Origin of the sequence: Paenibacillus dendrobii, assembly GCF_009807035.1 — a bacterium.
Lineage (GTDB): Bacteria > Bacillota > Bacilli > Paenibacillales > Paenibacillaceae > Paenibacillus_AQ > Paenibacillus_AQ dendrobii.
In genome coordinates, this window is record NZ_WUBI01000001.1 from 2,714,677 (window position 1) to 2,735,090 (window position 20,414).

At 46.7% G+C, this 20,414-nt stretch carries 13 protein-coding genes; 4 read left to right on the top strand and 9 right to left on the bottom strand.

The window, feature by feature from the left end:
* Positions 1-61 precede the first annotated feature (61 nt).
* Positions 62-922 (bottom strand): helix-turn-helix domain-containing protein, encoded by an 861-nt coding sequence (locus tag GRF59_RS11905; protein ID WP_160497756.1) that lies wholly within the window; start codon positions 920-922, stop codon positions 62-64.
* A 76-nt stretch (positions 923-998) separates the two neighbouring features.
* Here GRF59_RS11905 and GRF59_RS11910 point away from each other — a divergent pair, with 76 nt between their 5' ends.
* The 3 genes from GRF59_RS11910 to GRF59_RS11920 all read left to right on the top strand — a co-directional run bounded on the left by GRF59_RS11910 (position 999) and on the right by GRF59_RS11920 (position 6,741).
* A complete protein-coding gene (locus GRF59_RS11910) occupies positions 999-1,655 on the top strand; it encodes a hypothetical protein (RefSeq protein ID WP_237391726.1) in 657 nt (218 codons plus the stop codon).
* 30 nt (positions 1,656-1,685) lie between these two features.
* Entirely contained in the window at positions 1,686-5,678 is a 3,993-nt protein-coding gene (locus GRF59_RS11915; protein WP_160497757.1) for a glycoside hydrolase family 2 protein, read from the top strand.
* Positions 5,679-5,760: 82 nt separating this feature from the next.
* Entirely contained in the window at positions 5,761-6,741 is a 981-nt protein-coding gene (locus tag GRF59_RS11920) for an alginate lyase family protein (protein WP_160497758.1), read from the top strand.
* Positions 6,742-6,898: 157 nt separating this feature from the next.
* Here GRF59_RS11920 and GRF59_RS11925 read toward each other — a convergent pair whose 3' ends face one another.
* The 4 genes from GRF59_RS11925 to GRF59_RS11940 all read right to left on the bottom strand — a co-directional run bounded on the left by GRF59_RS11925 (position 6,899) and on the right by GRF59_RS11940 (position 14,899).
* Positions 6,899-11,413, bottom strand: coding sequence for an Ig-like domain-containing protein (locus GRF59_RS11925; protein ID WP_160497759.1), 4,515 nt, complete (start codon positions 11,411-11,413; stop codon positions 6,899-6,901).
* 52 nt (positions 11,414-11,465) lie between these two features.
* Positions 11,466-12,335: a carbohydrate ABC transporter permease gene (locus GRF59_RS11930; protein WP_160497760.1), complete on the bottom strand. Its 870-nt coding sequence runs from the start codon at positions 12,333-12,335 to the stop codon at positions 11,466-11,468.
* 19 nt (positions 12,336-12,354) lie between these two features.
* Positions 12,355-13,254 (bottom strand): ABC transporter permease, encoded by a 900-nt coding sequence (locus tag GRF59_RS11935; RefSeq protein ID WP_160497761.1) that lies wholly within the window; start codon positions 13,252-13,254, stop codon positions 12,355-12,357.
* 82 nt (positions 13,255-13,336) lie between these two features.
* On the bottom strand, positions 13,337-14,899 hold the full coding sequence (locus GRF59_RS11940; protein WP_160497762.1) for an extracellular solute-binding protein: 1,563 nt from the start codon (positions 14,897-14,899) through the stop codon (positions 13,337-13,339).
* A gap of 329 nt (positions 14,900-15,228) precedes the next feature.
* Here GRF59_RS11940 and GRF59_RS11945 point away from each other — a divergent pair, with 329 nt between their 5' ends.
* A complete protein-coding gene (locus GRF59_RS11945; protein WP_160497763.1) occupies positions 15,229-17,577 on the top strand; it encodes a helix-turn-helix domain-containing protein in 2,349 nt (782 codons plus the stop codon).
* A gap of 221 nt (positions 17,578-17,798) precedes the next feature.
* Here the strand turns inward: GRF59_RS11945 and GRF59_RS11950 are convergent, their stop codons facing one another.
* The 4 genes from GRF59_RS11950 to GRF59_RS11960 form a co-directional block, all read right to left on the bottom strand.
* On the bottom strand, positions 17,799-18,248 hold the full coding sequence (locus GRF59_RS11950; RefSeq protein ID WP_160497764.1) for a DUF1569 domain-containing protein: 450 nt from the start codon (positions 18,246-18,248) through the stop codon (positions 17,799-17,801).
* An 82-nt stretch (positions 18,249-18,330) separates the two neighbouring features.
* Positions 18,331-18,471, bottom strand: a complete 141-nt coding sequence (locus tag GRF59_RS29755; RefSeq protein WP_423802937.1) for a hypothetical protein — start codon at positions 18,469-18,471, stop codon at positions 18,331-18,333.
* A 261-nt stretch (positions 18,472-18,732) separates the two neighbouring features.
* A complete protein-coding gene (locus tag GRF59_RS11955; protein ID WP_160497765.1) occupies positions 18,733-19,140 on the bottom strand; it encodes a hypothetical protein in 408 nt (135 codons plus the stop codon).
* Between the two features lie 265 nt (positions 19,141-19,405).
* Positions 19,406-20,194: an SDR family oxidoreductase gene (locus GRF59_RS11960; RefSeq protein WP_160497766.1), complete on the bottom strand. Its 789-nt coding sequence runs from the start codon at positions 20,192-20,194 to the stop codon at positions 19,406-19,408.
* Positions 20,195-20,414 lie beyond the last annotated feature (220 nt).

Genomic DNA, 20,414 nt, shown 5'->3' on the forward strand with positions numbered 1-20,414 from the left:
ATATCTTGACAAAAACAGCAGGAACGATGAATTCGTTCCTGCTGTTTTTGTATGAAGAAGTTTAGATATATTTTTCCCGGTATTCCGTAGGTGTACACAGGTAACTCTTCTTGAACTGGCGAGCGTAATAATTCTGATCCCGGAATCCGCTCTCTTGAGCAACTTGCAAAATGGACAAGTCGGGATTACGCAGCAGCGTACAGGAATAATCCAGCCTCCGCCGGATCACATAGTCCATGGGCGTCGTTTGGAAGTTCCTTGCAAATTCGCGAAGAAACTGCCTTTTGGACAAATAGGCCCTTTCCGCGAGCATATCCAGACTGAGGGGCTGTTGAAAGTGTTCCTCCAAGTACGTAATGGACTCGGCAATTCGCAGCGCTTTATTCTCTGCCCACCCGTTGTTAGCCACATAATAACGGGAGAGCAGACCGATAAGTGCCGTAAAATATGAGCGGATCAGCAAGCGGTAACCTTCCGGCCTCTGATCATGCTCATCCAGAATGACATCAAGCAAACCTGTTACTTGCTGCAGCTGCTCATCATTCAGGGTAAGCATCCCTTTAAAGTTCATTTCCTTCCGATAGAACGGCTCAAAATAAAATAAGGCTTGAAAGCCGGGCATCAGCTTCAGTTCTTGCAGTTGAGCGATCTGATCGGGATGAAACATGACGTTGACATACTGGATATGGTCCACGTTCTTATACCCATGGGAAACATTTCCATGGATGAAAAAGACCTGTCCGGCGGAGATCGGGTACTCCCTTCCTTCAATAATGTGAGTTGCGGTACCTCCAAGAATGACGACCAGCTCGGAATAGTCATGGTGATGGACACTAAAATCATGAGTTAGAGGACACTTTTCGATGCGAAAAATAAAGTCCGGTTCCAGCCCTAGGTCCAGGTAATGGCTTTTTCTATTCATGTCGCTATTATGCTAAAAAAGGTCACTATCGTCAAGGAATCATGAAGCAGATTACAGTAACATGGGGATCAAAGACATGAAACCGAGGTGGCTTATGTATCGCTATCATTTCCGTGCGCAGTGCCGCGAAAATATCGACCTGGAACGATTGTTCCGCGAAGCATTACCTGTACTCCAGATCCGGATGAAAGAATTCGGGGCCTGTCATCTTAGTCTGTTCCATTTCGGGACACAGCTGTTTCTTTATTATGAAAGTCCGGCTCAGACGGCTGATCCTCATGAACTCTTCGCCCACTGCGAAGACGCTTTGGAAACCTGGCCCGGAACGGATAAACCTAGAAGGTGGGTGCCGATGATGGATATTTTTCATTATCAGCAGCCGATCAACGAGAATCATTGGTTAAGAAAAAATGCTTCAGCCAGGCCTTATGCTAGGATCGCCCATCTCAAACCGGACAAAGTCGCCAGTTATGTGTTTTACCATTATCAGTATCAGGAGGAGAAGCCGGGCGATGGTGATAAATACGGTATGATTGCTCTTCATGAGAATCTGATGTTTTTCTACTCGGAAGATCCGGCTACCGTCGACAAGCCGTCCTATTCAGGCAAGCTCTCCACTTCCAATACGCCGTCTGACTGGGCGGGAACGATGGAGCCTCACTTCATCCCCTGGGATCAGCCTGCAGAACACTCCCGGATCTGGCTGGAAATCCCGCTCATTATCCGGGCATAACGGATGCCAAACGAAAGGAGTATTCCTACGATGCGAAATGAACATTGCTTAAACGGAGAATGGAATTTCATGCCCTTGTATGGACAAAGAACAGGATTCGGGCTTCCATCTGAGCTGGTTTATGAAGAGCAAAAAGTTCAGGTTCCCTCCAGCTGGAGAAGTGCCTACGAAAAGCAACCGGGGAAAAATTTTGGGGAGATTCCTCAGTATGAATACGCTCCATATGATTTGTTCGATTACCCGAAAGAGTGGGCGAATGCGGAAGCCGGTGTTCTTCATCGAACCTTTTGTCTGCCTCCATCCATGAATGAACCAAGAACACGTATCTTCCTCCGTATGGACGGAATCATGCAAAAGGCTGCCGTTTATCTGGATCATCATCAGATTGCCATATGGGAGGATGGTTACCTGCCTCTTCTCGTGGAAATCACCGAATTTGTCAAAAATGATACCGAACACGAACTTCATGTGGTCTGCGGCAGTTTTGACAAGGTGGAGATCCCTTCAGGTCAGCAGAAAATCACGGGTCTTGCAGGCTCTTGGTTCGGTTCTATTGCCCGAGGTATTTGGCAGGATGTATATCTGGAAAGCCGACCGGATGTCTGGCTTGAGGATGTGTCGATCCGCACATCGGTACGGGAGAACCGGCTGGATGTAGATGCTGCGGTGATCCATCCCTTGGCGCTGTCCTTGAAGACATCCTATAAAGCTATTCTTTATGTGCGGGAGAATGGTGATTCGAATTCCTCCCCCATTCTTCAAGCCGAAACTGACGTGTTACTCGTGAGCGGCCAGGGATCTTCGAGCCGACTCACGTTCCTCCTGGATTGGGAGAACGCTAAGTGCTGGAATCCGGAACAACCTTTCTTGTATAGATTAGAATTGGTGCTTCTGGATGGTGAACGAGCTATCGACCGGATGGAGCAACCGTTCGGCTTCCGTGAGATCTGGACCGAGGGTTCTCAGTTTATCCTTAATGGCACTCCCTTCCACCTGCGCGGAGACTCCTGGCATTTCCAGGGCGCGATTCAACAAACGCAGGAGTATGTACGTACCTGGTACGGTATGTGCAAGGAGGCCGGGGTTAACTGTGTCCGGCTCCATGCCGCACCTCATCCGACATATTATCTTGATATAGCCGATGAGATGGGCATGCTGATTGTGGATGAAACGGCCATTTACGGTTCAAGCAAATCCATGCCTGCAGATCATCCCGATTATATCGCCAACTGCAAAGCACATGTGAGCAGATTGGTAGAAAGGGACCGAAACCACCCTTCTGTCATCCTGTGGAGCTTGCAGAACGAGATGCGCTGGGTGGACGGCCGCGATACATTTAAACAGCATATGCCTTTCCTGATGAACCTCATTCGCGAGTTAGATCCTACCCGCCCTATCATCGCTGAAGGTGATAACCGGCTTCTCTCCAAAGCACACACCGAGATTGAGAGCCGGCATTATAACATTGACGGGACGATAGACGGGTGGGATCGGAAGGTACCTCTTGTGTTCGGCGAACACGGTGGCTGGTGGTATGTCTGCCCCCAGAACAGCAGTATGTACGTAGGTTTGGCCGCCTATCGCAACACGGATGATTGTATAAAAGGCCTCGCCGAGAAGGAGCGGCTGTTCGTGGAATATGCGAGGCGGCATGGAGTTTCCGGAATCTCCACCTTCAACTTCGCCCATTATTTCATGCGGGCCATGCCGGAGCGCGATATTTTGCTTCCTCCATCCGCTTTAAACACGGCGGGGCCGAAACCGAAAGTAATTCCGAAATACTCTTTAACGCTGAATAACGGCCTTCTTCCGAAGGAATATCCGCTTTATATGAAGAACCCATCTTTCCCGATCATGGAAGCCTCATTCAAGCCAGCCACCATGATACCGGCAGAATACAATCGTTCTTTCTTCGATGATGAGCCGATTACCAGAAGCTTCGATGTCTACAACGACACGTTCCATGGATGCAAGACCCGGATTGAATGTGAAGTACGCCAGGAAGGCAGACTCCTTCATCAGGAGTTCTTCGCGTTCAATCAAGAGCCGGCGAATCACGAAATCGTGACAGTAACTTGGAGACCTGAACCTGTTAAGGATGTAACTTTATTACACTTTTATGCCGTGATGTTTCACGATGACAAGCCCGTTCATGAGCTGGATTTGCAGTACAAACTGTATCCCTCACATGATAAGACCACCCCTGTCTCTATCGGTCGACCCGTGGCCTACATCGGCCGGGACGAGGATTTCGATTTGATTAACACCCTTGTACCGGGATGCAAACGGATCTCGCTTGAACAGATTGGTGAGCTTTCCCCCAATCATTTGGTTGTTACGGGCAGCGGACTGGAGGATGAGGACGGTCAACTGGAGATGGCGCTCCAGGATTATGTAAGGAGGGGTGGACGTCTACTACTGTTGGAACAGTTCCATCTGTCTCTGGGTAATCTGACGATTTCGCGGCAAGATTTCATCAGAGCCCATTCGGGCAGCTATGATCATCCTGTCCTTCAAGGTTTGAATAATCATGATCTCATGTATTGGGACGAAAAGGTACGCGAGGATGGCCCTCCTCCCATCATCCGTGCCGCTTTCGAGAAACCGATCAAGGGCAACTTCAATATGATCTTGGAATGCAGCGCAGGTGATTTCGGAGATGGCGGGGATCTATGGTCACCTCTTCTGGAATACCGGAGCGGCAATGGTCTCTTCATCGCTAATCAGTTGCAGCTCATGGACCATTTCCACACCGTCCCAGCGGCTTGCTGCTTGCTTCGCAATATGCTTGCTTATGCAGGAAACGTTGAAACGATCTCGATCCGTACCGGAGCATGGGTAGAACCGGGAGGAGCAGCAGAGCATTTCATGCGGTCACTTTGCCTGTCCTTCGATGTGCTTGGAAGCATCACGAGCGCCCTTCTCGAGACTTATCATCTTATTATCGTTGAGCCGCACCTCCTGTCGGATTCGGAATCCGAAGCCGTTTTAAGTGAATATGTTCGACATGGCGGTAAACTCGTGGTCCTACCCGCTGTTCCGGGTCATGAAGCCGCCCTATCCGCTCTATTAAAGCGTCCTGTCTCTATCCTGAAGCATGAGACCTACCACCTGGAGGCAATTTACGATATGCCTGGGGTTCAAGGATTAAGTCCCGTAGACCTGTTCGGTTATGACAAAGTTTTTCTTTCGCCCAGAGAGGTTGTGAATCGTCCCTTAGCCTCTTACAGTCTGGATGCGTCCGATACAGCGGTCCTGTGCACCAGCGTAGAAGGTACAGCCTGGAAGGATTATTTTGTGAACGAGCACACCTCCGAATACAGCAGACTGGCATTGGTGGAGCTAAACCGGGAAAACCAGCTTCCTGCCGGAAGCTTCGTACTGCAGGCGAAACGGGAACAAGGGTGTATCGTGTTATCTCAACTGCTCCTTGAAACAGACTGCGACAAGTCCATACGCTTATATAGTCGGCTCTTGGCCAATCTTGGGGCAACCTTCGACGACGGGCTTCTCTTTAGCTCCAAAGAAGACGCGCACTGGTCCGTTGAAAAGGTGATGGCGCTGCCATGCAAGCCTTGGGTAAATTACGAGGCAATGAAGGCCTATTATACGGATCCGGAATTCTCGCTGAACAATCTGGGTGAGGGGCTCTACGGCTGGATGCTCAAGAAAGAACGGAGACCTTCGGACGGAGCCTTTCTTATACAGGATCCCGGGAATGAGCGCTGGTTCCTGAGCTGTTTCGTTCATGTATTAGACCCTGCATGCGATCCGATCGTTGGAGCCCTTAGCGGAAAGCTTCAAGTGAACACGAACTGCGAGTATGAGATTTATCTGAACGGGAGCCCTGTTCCCGACCCGGATAAGCATATCGAGCTGCGTGCCGGTATTAATCGTCTGATCGCCATCGTTCAAGGATATGGCGAGGACATCCGTTTCGGTTTGGTATTTAAGAATGCTGGCGGTTCTTACATGAGGCATCTTCAATACCGTCTGACCTTGGATGATGTAGAACCCAAATGAGTAAGTTTACTCTTCCGTATCTGTTGCTGCTGTAATGGTGATTATGAATCATTTCATTCTAAAAAAGGTAGGTTGCATGCATATGAAACAACCAACTGCACTTGAAATTCTTCTGGATGAAGCAAACAAGAGTCTATCCGTGGCCGGTCATGCTGTCCCAACGTGGAATATACCCGGCTTCTATCAGGATACTGAGGGGCATAGGTTCGCGAAGCGACGGATGGAGAAGGACGCCCAGGCGGCCTTTACGACTGCACTGGCTTACCGGCTTACAGGAACAGCTGCTTATGCAGGCAAAGCGAAGGAACTCATCATGGGCTGGGCAGTTGTCAATCGGGAGATCACGGGTCCAGATGGGCCCCTGGTATCCGCCTATCTGGGCGTCGGACTCGTTCTGGCGGCGAATTGGATCAAAGAATTCGAGGACTGGAGCGAGGAGGAGCGGAATACTTTCACCCAATGGATGACCCGGGTGTGCCTGCCGGAGTGGGATCGAATCCCCCTCCGCAACAACTGGTGGAGCTGGAGCCTTCATGCCCAATTAGCTCTGTATCGTTTTATGGATGATAAGCTCCGTTTTGCAGAAGAGGTAACGGCTCTTAAAGAACATCTCGACCACTCCCTCTCCATCGAAGGATTCATTCCGGAAGAAGCATCCAGGGGGAAGCATTCCATATGGTATCATTATTTCGCTCTCTCTCCGGTTACGGCCGCCGCTAAGCTAGTCCTGGACACGACAGGAGAGGATTTATTCCACTGGATCTCTCCAGGCGGTAAAAGCCTCCAGTATGCCGTCGAACACTTCTTTCATTTTGCCAATGGTCATCTTAAGGAATGGCCGTATGACGATGATCCGATTTTCCCGGCGGAGCTCTCTGCCGGCACTTGGCCCCTCGATTTGTATGAGGCGATGTCTATCGTATATCAGAATCCGGACTTTGAACGTTTTGTCGCCCCTTACCGTCCGATCACGGGCAATATGAATATTAACAGTGGACTTTATCATTCTTATGCCTGGGTCTATCCGGAGCTGCAATTTCAAGATTATATAGAAAGAACTTAAGAAAGTAACATTCGGAGACAAAGCTTATGCTTCCGATGCCGTATTAAGATGTTGTTTTTCTTTCGATATCAGGAAGGTCTTGCTCCGAATTTTATACTTTCTGATATCTACAGAAAAGCCTTTCCGAATTCGATCGGAAAGGCTTTTTTTCTGTCGTCTATTCTTTCGCTACAGCCTGCCCATCTCGAAGCAGGTAGGCTGCCGCTTCCGTCGCAATATGTTTCCCACTCTGGGCTTGAATCTCATGGAGAAAGGCTTCGGTATTACCATTACTCAGCTTCTTGAGCAGGCTGTTTGCGATTCCGCCATTGTCAATCCAGGACTTTTCCCGAAATAGTGTTACTAACGCTTTCAGCGAGCTGATGTCTGCATAAGTTGAGAAAGTAACCGTAGATTCCTGTTCATTCCCTGCCTCGTCCATGGCGGTTACCGTGAAGGTGTGGGCTCCCAAGGGCAGCGTATAGAGAGGCACCACCGCTCCCTGCTCAATCTGCAGATCATTGAGTCTTGCGGTACTTTTCAATCGATCATCCCCGGACATCTCATCGACAGCAGACCATGACAGATTCAGCGTCTCCGCTCCTGTATAATCTCTGAAGATCGGCTCTGTCACCGATATGGTGGGGGCCGAAGCATCAAGCTTGAACTCCAGAGATTTTGCTTCCTCCGCATTTCCGGATTGATCCAGTGAGCGGTATAGAATGGAATAGCGGCCATCCTGACTGAAGGTCAGGGCGTCTTGATATGTAAGCCAGGTATCCCCTCCATCCAGACTATATTCCGTATATGCGGCTTCAGAGCCTACAGATGAATTCAACGTGATTGTTACTGGCTGTTTATACCATCCATTCAATCCGTCCGGTTCTGCCGGGCTCATGACGGCCGTGGTTTCAGGAGCGATTGGATCGGTATCGATCAGAGAGAACTTGATGTCATCGAAATATATCTCACTGAACCCGCCTACATAGAAACCTACCGTTCCAGATGCATTGTGTGTAGCATCCGTTCCTTCAAGCCTAAGTTCCCCATTCACGTATACTTTGATGTCCGCACCTTGGGCCCGAATGCGGATGTTATACTCCGTGCCTGCCTTCAGGTCCTCATCAGGCAGGTTCGTCGTTTTCAAAACTGCCCACGCCCCGTTGTAAAGAATCCATTGTGAGGTGCCGTCAGCCAGCTTCTTGTAAGCAATTTTACCTGATGTGCTTGAGATAGAACGATCATACACATAGAGTGTTCCCGTATCCGGTATGACAGCTGGCATCTTCATCGTGAAGGTAAGGTCATAGTCTGTAAATGTCTTCGGATGAAGTGCCGAGGCACCTTTTAAAATTTTATACTTTTTGTTACCATCTACAGTTATGATACTTCGGTTCGGATCCACCGGCCATCCGTTCGCTCCCGAATCGAAATCCGTAAAGTGCATCACATTGGATACCTGAATACGTACGGATGCAGTGGCTTCCGGGTTGGCGACTGATGTTACGGTGATGTCAGCCTCGCCTTCCCTCAAAGCGGTTACCAGTCCACTTTCGTCCACGGAGACAATCTTCGGTTGGGAGGAGTGATAGACAACCTCTTTGTTCTCGGCATCAGTCGGATCAAACTGGACTTGCAGCTGCTTTTGCTCCCCCATGACCATGTTCATATTACTCTCACTAAGTATCAAACCGGACACATCCATACTTGGAACCATGAATTTGATATCATCAAATAGGAGTTCACTAAAGCCGCCGGCATAAAATCCAACCTTGCCGGATGCGTTGAATGTCGAATCGCTGGCTTTTAGCTTAAGCTTGTTATCCACATAAACGCTAATCTCCGGGCCCTTGACGATAATCTTCATATTATAGATGGTATCCGGCTGTAGATCTGGGGCAGCCAGCATATTTTGCTTCACAGTAGCCCAGGCCGAATTATACAAGAGCCAGGAAGATGTTCCGTTCGCATACTTCCGATAGCCGATCCTGCCGCCGCTTCCACTTGGATTCAACCGGTCAAACACATAGAACGTAGCATCTTCCGCAATGACTTTAGGAGTCTTCAGCTTGAAGGTCAGCTCATAATTGTTATAATCATTGTCGTTTAGCGTCGTTGCTCCTTTAAGCAGCTTATACATATGGTTGCCGCCTTCAACCTCTACAATGCTCCGGTTCGGGTCACTCGGCCAACTGTTTCTTCCATTCTCAAAATCGGTGTAGTCGATCATCCCATCCCCGACTTCAACTGTCACTTGAACCTCAGCCTTTAAACTCGGATGATCAGCAGATACTGCAGTAACCGTAGCTTCCCCGATATTAACCCCCTTCAGCTTGCCGTCTTGATCCACCTTTACAACTGAAGGATCGCTCGACGTATACTGAATCTTAGGGTTCGTTGCGTTCCAAGGAAGTATTGCTGAATACAAAGAGTACGACTTCCCAATTCCGAGAGTTACGTTCTCGTCATACAATCGGATACCTTCAACATCAATTCGATCCGGAGCCAAGTATGGACCGACTTTACCCACAGTTCCCATCTCACTGAAAGGAATCGATTGGAATCCAGGGATCTTCTGGAACACTTCCGCATCCGCCTTCATATTCAAGTCCCCATTAGCCAGATCAACGAAACCAGGATCATGATCTGTAATCCAGTTGTTCGCATACTGAAGCAAGCTGCGCTTGTCGTTTGCTCCCTGATCATTCGTTGTGCTGTTTAATTTCCTCGTTGGGTTATAGATCACATTGTTCTGGAAGGTATTGGTATCGGGGAAATAACGGTTTTCCGTGAAGAAATCCGCCAGCTCCGGGTATTTCTCCATGTGGGGCGTCCCTTCGAAATTGTTGTTCTTTTCGAACAAAGCTTTCCATTTTGGCATATAGTTTTTGGATATCTGCTGGTCCGGTTTATCACCTAAGTACATGTCTGAATATTCATACGGCACTTTCGCATCAATAAAAAGGTTGTTCTTGGTCTTGATGTGAGCGCCTCCGTTATTTAAAATGGCATCGTTACCCATTCCGTTAAATATGTTCTCTTCAATGGTAAGCCCCATTGTAAAGTTATCAGGGTATATGCCTTGAACCCCTTCCTTGCCTTCCCCTATATGATGAAAATAATTCCGGCGGATCACCGATCCTCGTTCCTGAGGCGACTCACCCAGATTCATATAGATGGCACCGAGATCTGAGAAGGTTTGGCATACGTCATAAATATTGTTGTATTCCACGAGATGATCATTACCAAAGATTAGCATTCCCGGATGGGGAGCGTCATGAATTTCGTTGTGGGAAACCTTGTTCCCTGCGCCGGTCAGGAAGATGCCTGGATTATACGCTTTATGGTAATAGGCAAAATCATGGATATGGTTGTTCTCCAATACATTGTTGCCTGGCTCGAGCGTCTGTTTATCTCCCCCATTCAGAATGACCCCCGTGCCTCCGATGTGATGAATATGGGAGTTCGTCACCGAATGATTCACTCCGTCCACTTTTGCGAAGTCGTCATACAACCAGCGGCTCTGGGTATTAATCAATACGCCTCCATTGGAAAAGTTGCGTATTTCGCAGTGATCCAATTTGACGCCCTCACCGCCCATAATGACTGCCGCCGAGTCACGGCCATTCTCCAAAGTCAGATCCTCAAAGGTCACATGCGAAACATGGACAGCATTGATCATCGGGGTTTTAAGCATCGTAACCGTGATCTCAGGTTGATCCCCTTCAAAGGCAGCCGTAGGCATGAAGTAAAGTACGCCCTGCTTCCGGTCAATGTAATACTCACCTGGCATATCGATCTCCTCAAGCAAGTTCTGTGCAAAATGGAAGTCCGGGTACCAGTTGGTAAACAGACCGCTCATCTCCCCGTATGCCAAGGTGATCGTCTTTTTACTTGTATCGATTGCAGCTACTTTGTTGTATGACCATTCCCAGCTGTAGCCGAAAATACCATCCAGCCAAATATCATCTGCTTCTTTCCAGAGATCTGGTCGTTCGTATGTGTAGGTAAAAGTACCGCCGCGTGTCTGCAGGTCCGGATCATTGCGGGTAGGTCCGGGATCCGTGATGGTGCCCATCTGAACCGTTCCGTTATTTGGCCAGCGGGCAAGAGTCATACCTTGACCCTCGACATACAGCTCCATCGGGGGAACCTGACTGACATCATTGGCTTTATAATAACCGTGCCGGCTCATTACACCGTAATCAGTGATACCATGAGCCTTTAAGTCTGCCTGCAGAACCTTCGTTCTGGCATCCGGGCTGATGATTCGATCCAGGACCTTCGTGTCAGTTACCGGAGAAAACCAGCTTTTTTGCAGCTCCAGACCACCGCTTAAACGTACGCTTTCTCCTGGATAAGCCTTGTAGGTTATCCGCTTATCCTCCGTGCCGGAATCCTGTTCCTCCAGAAGAAAACTTTCGCTTCGGTTATAGATACCGCCTCTCAAATAGACCGTAACACCCCCTTCAGGCAGCCCGGAACCCTTCTTCAATTGCCGGATTGCGTCCCTGGCCTTTTCAAGGGTACGGAATGGGGCTGCTTCCGTTCCAGAATTAGAATCATCACCATTATTCGAAATATAAAAGACCGTACCAGGGTTCCCCGTATCTTCCGCATTCGCTCCCGTAACTGGCAGACAACCCACCAACCAAACGATGATCAATGAAATGATGATCCTTCTTTTCATCATCTTTAATAATCCCTCCCTATTAAGATCAATTGAATAAAATGCAAAATGATCACTACCCTTTCACAGACCCAATCATGGTTCCTTTTTCAAAATATTTAAGCAAGAACGGATACAATACGATTACCGGCAAGGAGCTGACAATGACAGCCGCCATTTTCAAACTCTCCGGAGCAGGCGGTATAGTAAGCGTCGCCGTAGTAAACGGATCGAGTTTACTCTCAATGAGGATCTGGCGGACAACCTGCTGCAACACGAATTTGGATGAATCAGTGACATATAGCAAGTTATCCATAAACGAATTAATGTGATAAACCAGATTCCAGAGCCCAATCGTCACAAGAGACGGAATCGATAGCGGGAGCAAAATACGGAACAGAATTCTCAAGTCTCTTGCTCCGTCGATGCGAGCTGCTTCGATCAATGCATCCGGAATCGAACGAAAAAACGAGATCATCACAAGCACATTGAAAGCATTGGCAGCTGACGGCAGCACATAGACCCAGCGTGTGTTAAGGAGATGCAGTTCCTTGATTAATAGATATTGAGGCACAATTCCGCCATCAAAGATCATCGTGAACAACAGCAGCATGACAAGCACACGCTTCATCGGTAGATCAGGACGGGAGAGCGGATAAGCCGCGCAGACGGTAACCAGAAGTGTTAACGTCGTCCCTACGACCATCCGGAACAACGTATTTGCATAACCTGACCAGATTAAAGGATAATCCAAGAGCTCGCGGTATGCTTGCCATTCAAAATCCCGGGGATAAAAATGAAATCCGCTTCGTAGAGCTTCTCCCCTTCCACTGAAAGAGACGGATAGGACATGAATGAACGGGTACACGACGATGAGTGCCAGGATCGACAACGTAAGGTAGATAATGGACGGTGCAATTCGATCTTGCCATCTTTTTATTTTCATGACTGTCTTCCCCCTGCCTTTACCATAGACCGCTCTCACCACGGCTCAATTTCCGCACGGTAAAATTAGCTCCCAGAATCAGCACAAGCCCAACCAGCGATTTAAACAAGCCTATGGCCGCCGTATAACTGTACTGGAACTGCTGCAGACCGACCCGATAGACATAAGTATCGATGACATCTCCGGTTTCATAATTGACCGGGTTGAGCAGATTGATGATTTGTTCGAAATTTGCACTTAAAAACCCACCCAGACTCAGGATGAACATAATAGCGATGGTTGGCATAATCGATGGAATATTAATTCGAATAATTCGCTGCCACCGATTGGCTCCATCGATGACGGCCGATTCATTCAGCTCTGGGTTGATCGCCGCTAAGGCGGCAAAGTAGATAATCGAGCCCCAGCCGATATCCTTCAGGATGGAGGAAATGACCACAATCGGACGGAAATATTCCTTCTTTCCCATAAAAAAGACGGGTTCTCCACCAAACCATTTCACAATTTCTCCTACAACGCCGGACGTTGGAGAGAGAAAATAAATAATCAGTCCGGACATAATGACCCACGATACGAAATGGGGCAAATACATGGTCGTCTGGATAAACCTCTGGAAATACCTTGAGCGGACCTCGTTTAGCAAGATCGCTAGAATGATCGGTGCGGGAAAAGAAAAGATCAGCTGATACAGATTCAGCAGCAAAGTATTTTTGAGCAATCGATAAAAATCGCCATTTTGAAATAATTCCTGGAAATGGTGGAATCCCACCCACGGACTTCCCCATATTCCGTCGATTACCCGAAAATCCTTGAAGGCAATGACGACTCCATATAAAGGGCCGTATTTAAATACGAAGAAGAACGCGAAGGCGAATAGAAATAGTAAGAGCAGCTCTCCGTTTTTTTTTATCGTTTTCATGTCGCACTTCCTTGTAAACCGAACCATTAGACCTCCCGCAAGGGCTGATTCAGCCCTTACGGGTGCTTAGGTCGGGTTCGGGTTATTTTTTGAACTGAGCTTGGTACATTTCATTGGCTTCCTTCGTTAATTCTTCGCCGCCTTTTGCCTTCCATTCCGTTACGAATTTATCGAAATCACTCAGAGGAATTTCGCCACTGATGATCTGGGCGAAATATTTTTGCATGAGTGACGTCAGGTCTTGTTTGTATTTTCCGTCCGAAGGCAGCACCGAGAACAGCAGCGCATCGGTCCATCTTGGAGCAGATGAATACGTTTTGATCGCCTCATTCAGCTTCGGATCAGAATATTTGTCCCGATAAGCTTGGGTTGTAATGTTACCGAAAGAGAACAAACGGATTCCAAGTTGATCACGCTGCTCCTGCTTCTCGAAACCAGGCAGGAATTTAGTAGCTCCTGATGTGGCACCACTCTCGACAAAATCCCATTGGGTTCCCTTAACGCCTAGGCTGGTCATATTTATCGTCTCTTCATCATTGCTCTGTGCCTGTAAAATTTCGAACAACTTTGCAAGCTTCTCAGGTTGATCCTTCACTTTATTGCCGATGACAATAAAGTTGCTCTTAATTCCCCAATCCCATGAGCCGTCACCGCCAGGTCCTTTCGGATTTTTGGAAAATGCCAGCTCGGCATCCGGATTCAATGACTTCATTTCCGCAATTACGGGAGATTCCGGCAGCGCACCTTTGGCGATCTGCTCCTCAATGACGCCAATCCGGTTATTATAGAGTTTCTTACGATATGAATCTTGTGTATCCGTGATAAATTCCGGATCAATGACACCGTCCGCATACCACTGCCGTAGCTTCGCCAAAGCTTCCTTTGTCTCAGGCATGATCGATCCATTTACAATTTGACCATCCCTCTCCATCCACATGGTCGGCTCCACGCCGAATGCCCCGAAGATGGAATAGAAACCTGAAGACCACGTAGAAGTAGCCGTTCCTGTCAAACCGTAAGTATCCTTAACGCCATTACCGTCCGGATCCTTTTGTGCAAAGGCATAAATAGCCTTCTCGTATTCATCCAAGGTCTCCGGCACTTTATTGATGCCGACCTTATCCAGCCAGTCCTTACGCCACAACGTAGCCAGATCATATGGCTTCAAATCGATAAACATCGGGATTGCCCACAGCTCGTTATTTACGGTAACGGTTTGGAACAGCTCTTTCTTTTTCTCAATATCCGTGTAATATTCGGGCATTTTCTCCTTCAACATGTTCTGATCTATGCTCATTAACACGCCTTGATTTTGGTAAGCGATTACATTTGCAGGATCACCGAGCATAAATATGTCTGGTACTTCCCCGGATGCGATACTTGCATCCGTTACCTTCACCGGTTTGATCTTTACATTAAACTTCTGCTCCAGCCACTTCTGAACCTCGGAGTCATTTACGACTCCTTCAGCCGCGAAATGAATGCCCCAGGAGATTTCGATCGGCTTGGACTTCGTTTCCTGCGTTTTTCCTGTATTTGGACTCGGGTTTGAAGTGTCCGACTTGGAAGTGCAGCCGGTAAGCAAGCTTGCCGCTAAACTTACTGTCAGTAAGATGGCGCTTACAAATTTGATTCTTTTACTCAAATGAACCTACCCCCTGGTATTGGATTGTTATTGGATTCGAGAATCCGCCCCCCGCATGACGACCCGGCCGGGTTTTGGGAACGGTTTTTATATACCTAAAACTTTAAGCTTATACCGTGCCGGTGCACAATCCTCTCATTCCATTTTTTTTATGTTTTTGGCTACAGAAGCCGTTTGGGGCCTCTGACGTTATTCCGTTTTTTGTATGTTTTTCAATTTCTGTCTGTTCTAATTCCGTTTATGTGATATATAATTGACTGCACACGTCTTATTAAGATCATCGGACTTCACAATTGGAAGCGCTACCACATTTGAAAGGAGGGATTGCCATGAGAGGACTTTTGGCTATTAAAAATAACTCCATGTTCGTTAAACTGCTTCTGTCTATGACCGCCATTGCTTTAATCACTGTTGTTCTCATTTCTTCGGTCACGTACATGATTTCGGCCGATAACAGTGTTCGTAACTCCATCGGTTACAATGAATCCGTCTTGACTCAGCAGCAGGAGCTGATTCAGAAGGAGCTGACAACCATTAGAAATGCAGCCAACAGTCTGCTAATGGCTCAATCCTACTTGTACCAGACCATCGGGGGCAAGCTCTCCGTAAGCTCATTAATCGATTTATCTACGCTTGTGGAAGAGCAAAAAAAGCTCAGTCCCTACATCGATTCCATTTATTTGTACTATGCTCCGCTCGAGCTTGTCCTGACATCTCGTCCGGAGATAAAGACATCTCCTATATTGAGCTTTGCCGACCGGTCCTGGCTGGATACCTTAAATCAGGACTCGGGATCTCGTACGGTGTGGTTGACCGGGAGGCCGAATGGTTTTTCTCCGGATCATCCTGCAACCTCCCTGCTTCAGAAGATGCCACTGATTGGCCATGTGGAGGGCGCCATCGTCATTAATCTGAATCTGAATCGACTCTTCGCCGACTACTTAAGTCATTACAAGAGCAAAAAAGGCACGATCATGGTGATCGGTCCGCAAGGGGAGCTTCTCTATTCCGATGCTCCTGACGGCGAAACGCTCCTTCAGCAAATGGACACAGAACAGGTAACAACGGACAGCGGCTACTATATCGGCGACTCCGACCAGATCGTAACCTACACGACATCGAATATGACAGGCTGGCGATTCGTCGATATCACCGAACGATCCGTCCTTCTGCAAGGCATGAACCGTATTAAAATCATCGTCTGGACCGTCGCCATCCTATACATAACGGCTGCTGTTGCGATTTCCTATTATGTATCGAGAAGATTATATCGCCCGCTTCAAAGTGTGATTTCCTATATTGTGAATTCGGAAGAATCCGAACGGCGCGATAAATCCGGCGCCCCAAGCAGCACTGACGAAGCTGGTTTTATCCGCCACTCATTTGAGCAGATGACACGTAACCGCGATATCTTAATGAAAGAGAAGCGAAAAGTGGATGAACTCCTCACCGGCAACCGTACGGCCATTAAGGAAAAGTATTTGAACGATTTAATTCAGGGCAACGGTCGGGAAGAACCTGCCAGCGGGCCAGACCATGCGGCAGAGCTGCTTGGATTAAAGCTTGATTTCAGTCGTTTTGCCATCCTGACCCTCGAACTGGAAGAGCATGATCCGAAGAAGGGATCGGAGGATATATTCCATTCCCATCTGCTGCAGTATGGTCTGATGGAAGAGCTGGGAGAAGATATCGACGGAGAAATCTTTGTCAAAGACAGCAGGCATACGGTCATCCTCCTCTCCTTACACCCGGATGCCGATGATACCTTTCCGATAGAACAAGCCAGGAGCCTCAAGCTATATTTCCTCAGTCGTTATGGTATTTCTGTGACCATCGCTGTCAGCCGCGTTCACTCCGGAGAGCCATCCGTTCGTGCGGCTTACAACGAGACTCAGGAAGCACTAAATATGAAAATATACATTGGTAAGGGCGAAATTCTCCCCTTTTCTATCCTTGATGAATGGAAATCGGAAGAAGGTTCCTACTATTATCCTTACGAACTGGAGATGAAGCTGCAGCAATCCCTGTTGCAGACGGATAAAGAGGAATGTACTGCCGTTATCCGGGCCATCACGCGGGAGGTTTTGGAGCAAAGGCTGGGTAGAGCTAATATTCACCAGCTGTATGTGCAATTAAGTGGTGAGCTGGTTAAAACACTCGTTCAGACCGGCGGTGAGGTGACCGTTGTTTTCGGTGAAAGCTCATCCTATACAGATGCTCTGGCGCGCGCGGAAACCGTGCAAGATATGGAGGAATGCGTCTTAACGATGTGCAGTACAATCATTGACTACCACCGAGAGAAGCGCTCCAAAATGACGGATGTGACGCTTCAGCTGGCAACGGAATACATGGACGACCATTTCAACAAGAATATATCCGTGGATAGTGTGGCGGAACATGTGAAGCGCAGCACGTCCTATTTGGGGCGCATCTTTAAAGAATCCAAGGGTATGACCGTCAATGATTATCTCATTCAGCTTCGCATCAAACGCGCCATAGAGCTGTTAAAGCAGACCGATACCTCAGTGGAGGAGATTTGCCGGGAGATCGGGTACGCGAATGTCAGCTACTTCAACAAAATCTTTAAAGCCAGAACGGGACTTACCCCGGGACAATTCCGACAGCAACAAGCGGCGGAACAACGCTTAGCCCAAGGAAAAGGCCCAAAGACATCCTAATTCGGTCAATACCTGATGTACATTCTCACTCCGCTGTTTATAGCATAAGAAGTGTGTCTTGTATCATGCTCTTTGATGAGAATGATACATTTAGCCCAAAGAGACATTGTTATCCGACTCTTTGGGCTGACTTCGTTCCAGACCAAGGGCGAATGCCCTATGCGTGAAACCATTGGGATGTCAGCGTCTTCATTGAAAAACTGCAACTTCATTATTATTAGCTAAACGCCAAACTGTTTTAAATGATGGTCTAGGTGCTTGTATATGCATTTTCCCCACTCTTCAGAATTGAGTTTACCGAAAAAAGGATGGGGGTGTGTTGTGCATTTTTCAGGACCACTACTTTGAAACATTATTATTTTTTGTTTCAGTATTTCTTTTTCTTTTTCAAATTCTCTGTTATCTACAATGATTAATGTTGGAATCGTGGACATATTCTTAGGAATTGGCTTATCGTTATAAACTATGGGTTTCACAAACTTTCCTATTAATATCCCTATCCAACTTCTTGAGGAAGTGGAGTTTCCCATTGCTATATCCTGAAAAGATGAGCAATGAGCTAGCATTTGTGCAATATTCATTTTACCCCATTGCGGATGTGAATCTGGGCGTAATTGATCGATACGGTCTAAAATTTCATTTGTATTTAATTGATTATAAATGTTTTTCATTAAAACAACGCCTCCGTAATATTATATGAGTTATTACTAGTACTTTTTTGAGTTATGCAAATCTCTTATCTTCTGCTTTTCTTCAATACTTCAATTCCTTCATGTACTTTAACAATATATACTCGTTTCCGTCCACTTCAATCGTCATGGCTCCTGATAATATAAAGAGAAATTGCTTCGATTTATTATGTAGATATCTTACTTCACTTGTACCTGACGGCATTCTCTCATGTATAATACTTCTGTCATCATTAATAAGCCGCCAGACTTAACCTTTTGGATGTGTCGCCTGATTAACTTCTTTGAAAAATCCCCCCTTGGCGATCAAGGGCGAATGCCCGCAGTAGGAATGCTGTGTTAACTGATGCTCCTTCTTATTCGATTAACCTATCACATCACTCATTTAGTTTGTATCTGTATCCCTTATGGTTTTAATTCCCGATCCTATTTAATCCTTTTCTTGTTCAATTATAAATTCCAATAACTAATCTAATTTTGCTAAAAAAAACGCAGTGTAATATATATCATTAATTTTGATGGCAACTACAGTATCTTGGTCTAGATCTTGAATGGTAAAAATTTTTATTCTATCTAAAAGGTCTATTTTTGAGTTGAATACTTTAGCTTGACCGTTTTCTTTAATATCGTCTACAATTTCTTTTATTTCCCCGATCTCTTTTTTTATTTTTTCGGCAGGGGTTATATTACCTTCGATGGAGTAAATTCTATCTTTGAAGGAAAATTGTAATAATGAATCGTAATTAGGGATACTTTCTCCTGCCTCTGATTTTGTCGTTGTTGTAGAGCAAGAAACTACAAATGTTAATACAATAATTCCAATTACAGTGCTCAATGCCCTTAAATAATATTTCCTGTTGTTAATCATTTTCACTTATCAACCTCCCTCTATATAAAAACTCAATTAAGAGTGTCTACTTGATTTCACTTATTTCTCTCAAGGAGTTTCAGTTAACGTTGTAGTGTTCACGACGTCCCACTCGACCTAAGGCTGCGCCAAGAGCCGACCGCGATGCGGTTAGTCGGTGCAGATGTGTCCCGGCAACAGCTTCCTCGCCGTATCTTCCGAGACCGAGGCGGCTTGTCCAACGATGCGTGAAGGCATAGTTATACGTTATTCGGCATCCTTGAGATACTTTCTAACCTCTCTGAAATCCACCTTCTGAGTGGATGATTTGTCCGGTTACCCACTCAGCATCGTCACTTGCAAGAAAAGTAATTAACCGTGCTGCATCTTGAGGCACTCCAATTCTACCCATTGGTGATTTAGTCAATATATAATCTTTTACGCCATCTTTCATCCATCCTGTATCAGTTGGTCCTGGATTCACTGCATTTACGGTAATTCCTTTCGAGGCTACTTCAGCCGACAAGGTTAAAGTGAATGTATCAATGGCTCCTTTAGTAGTAGCGTACGCTATATTACCAGCCATCGGTCCTAGCGATTGACCAGAAGTTAAATTAATAATTCTCCCGCCTTTTGCATAGCTAAATCGACTAGAAAATTCTGCACTTAATAACATGGTTCCACGAATATTTACTTGGTAATGTTTATCAAGTACTTCAGCTGTTAGTGTGTCGTAACCTACATCAACGGAATAGGTCGCATTGTTTATTAAAATGGATGGCTTACCTAATTTTTCTTCCACTGTATCTAATAACTTAGCAGGTGCAAGTGTGTTAGAAAGATCTAATTCCAGTTTCTCACACCGCACACCATATTCTATGATTTTATCTTGCAACACTTGAGGTTCATTTGAATGAATTCCCCAAGGCATCTCTTCATCATACGTAGTCCAATATGTAAAGAATACATCAATTCCCTTACTCGCCAGCGCTGTACATATTGCTGCCCCTATGCCGCTAAGGCGGGAAGCACCTGTCACTATGGCTATTTTTCTTTCTAATGATAACTCTCTCTCCTGCATGATTTATTTCTCCTTTTTATAGGTTCGAGTAATTGCGTATAACGTTCTAGTTTTCACGACGTCCCACCACCTTAAGACTCCGCAAGAGTCGGCAGTGATCCGGTTAGGTGGTGCGGATGTGTCCCGGCAACTGCTTCATCGACTTTGCTATGGGAACCGAGATGGCTTCTCCCCCGATGAGTGAACACATTGTTATAGGATGTCAGAGTCTTCCTCGAAA

Excerpts from the sequence above, each read along its gene's own strand:
- GRF59_RS11905 (WP_160497756.1), bottom strand. The coding sequence starts at position 922 with ATGAATAGAAAAAGCCATTACCTGGACCTAGGGCTGGAACCGGACTTT.
- GRF59_RS11910 (WP_237391726.1), top strand. The coding sequence starts at position 999 with ATGAAACCGAGGTGGCTTATGTATCGCTATCATTTCCGTGCGCAGTGC.
- GRF59_RS11915 (WP_160497757.1), top strand. The coding sequence starts at position 1,686 with ATGCGAAATGAACATTGCTTAAACGGAGAATGGAATTTCATGCCCTTG.
- GRF59_RS11920 (WP_160497758.1), top strand. The coding sequence starts at position 5,761 with ATGAAACAACCAACTGCACTTGAAATTCTTCTGGATGAAGCAAACAAG.
- GRF59_RS11925 (WP_160497759.1), bottom strand. The coding sequence starts at position 11,413 with ATGATGAAAAGAAGGATCATCATTTCATTGATCATCGTTTGGTTGGTG.
- GRF59_RS11930 (WP_160497760.1), bottom strand. The coding sequence starts at position 12,335 with ATGAAAATAAAAAGATGGCAAGATCGAATTGCACCGTCCATTATCTAC.
- GRF59_RS11935 (WP_160497761.1), bottom strand. The coding sequence starts at position 13,254 with ATGAAAACGATAAAAAAAAACGGAGAGCTGCTCTTACTATTTCTATTC.
- GRF59_RS11945 (WP_160497763.1), top strand. The coding sequence starts at position 15,229 with ATGAGAGGACTTTTGGCTATTAAAAATAACTCCATGTTCGTTAAACTG.
- GRF59_RS11950 (WP_160497764.1), bottom strand. The coding sequence starts at position 18,248 with ATGAAAAACATTTATAATCAATTAAATACAAATGAAATTTTAGACCGT.
- GRF59_RS29755 (WP_423802937.1), bottom strand. The coding sequence starts at position 18,471 with ATGCCGTCAGGTACAAGTGAAGTAAGATATCTACATAATAAATCGAAG.
- GRF59_RS11960 (WP_160497766.1), bottom strand. The coding sequence starts at position 20,194 with ATGCAGGAGAGAGAGTTATCATTAGAAAGAAAAATAGCCATAGTGACA.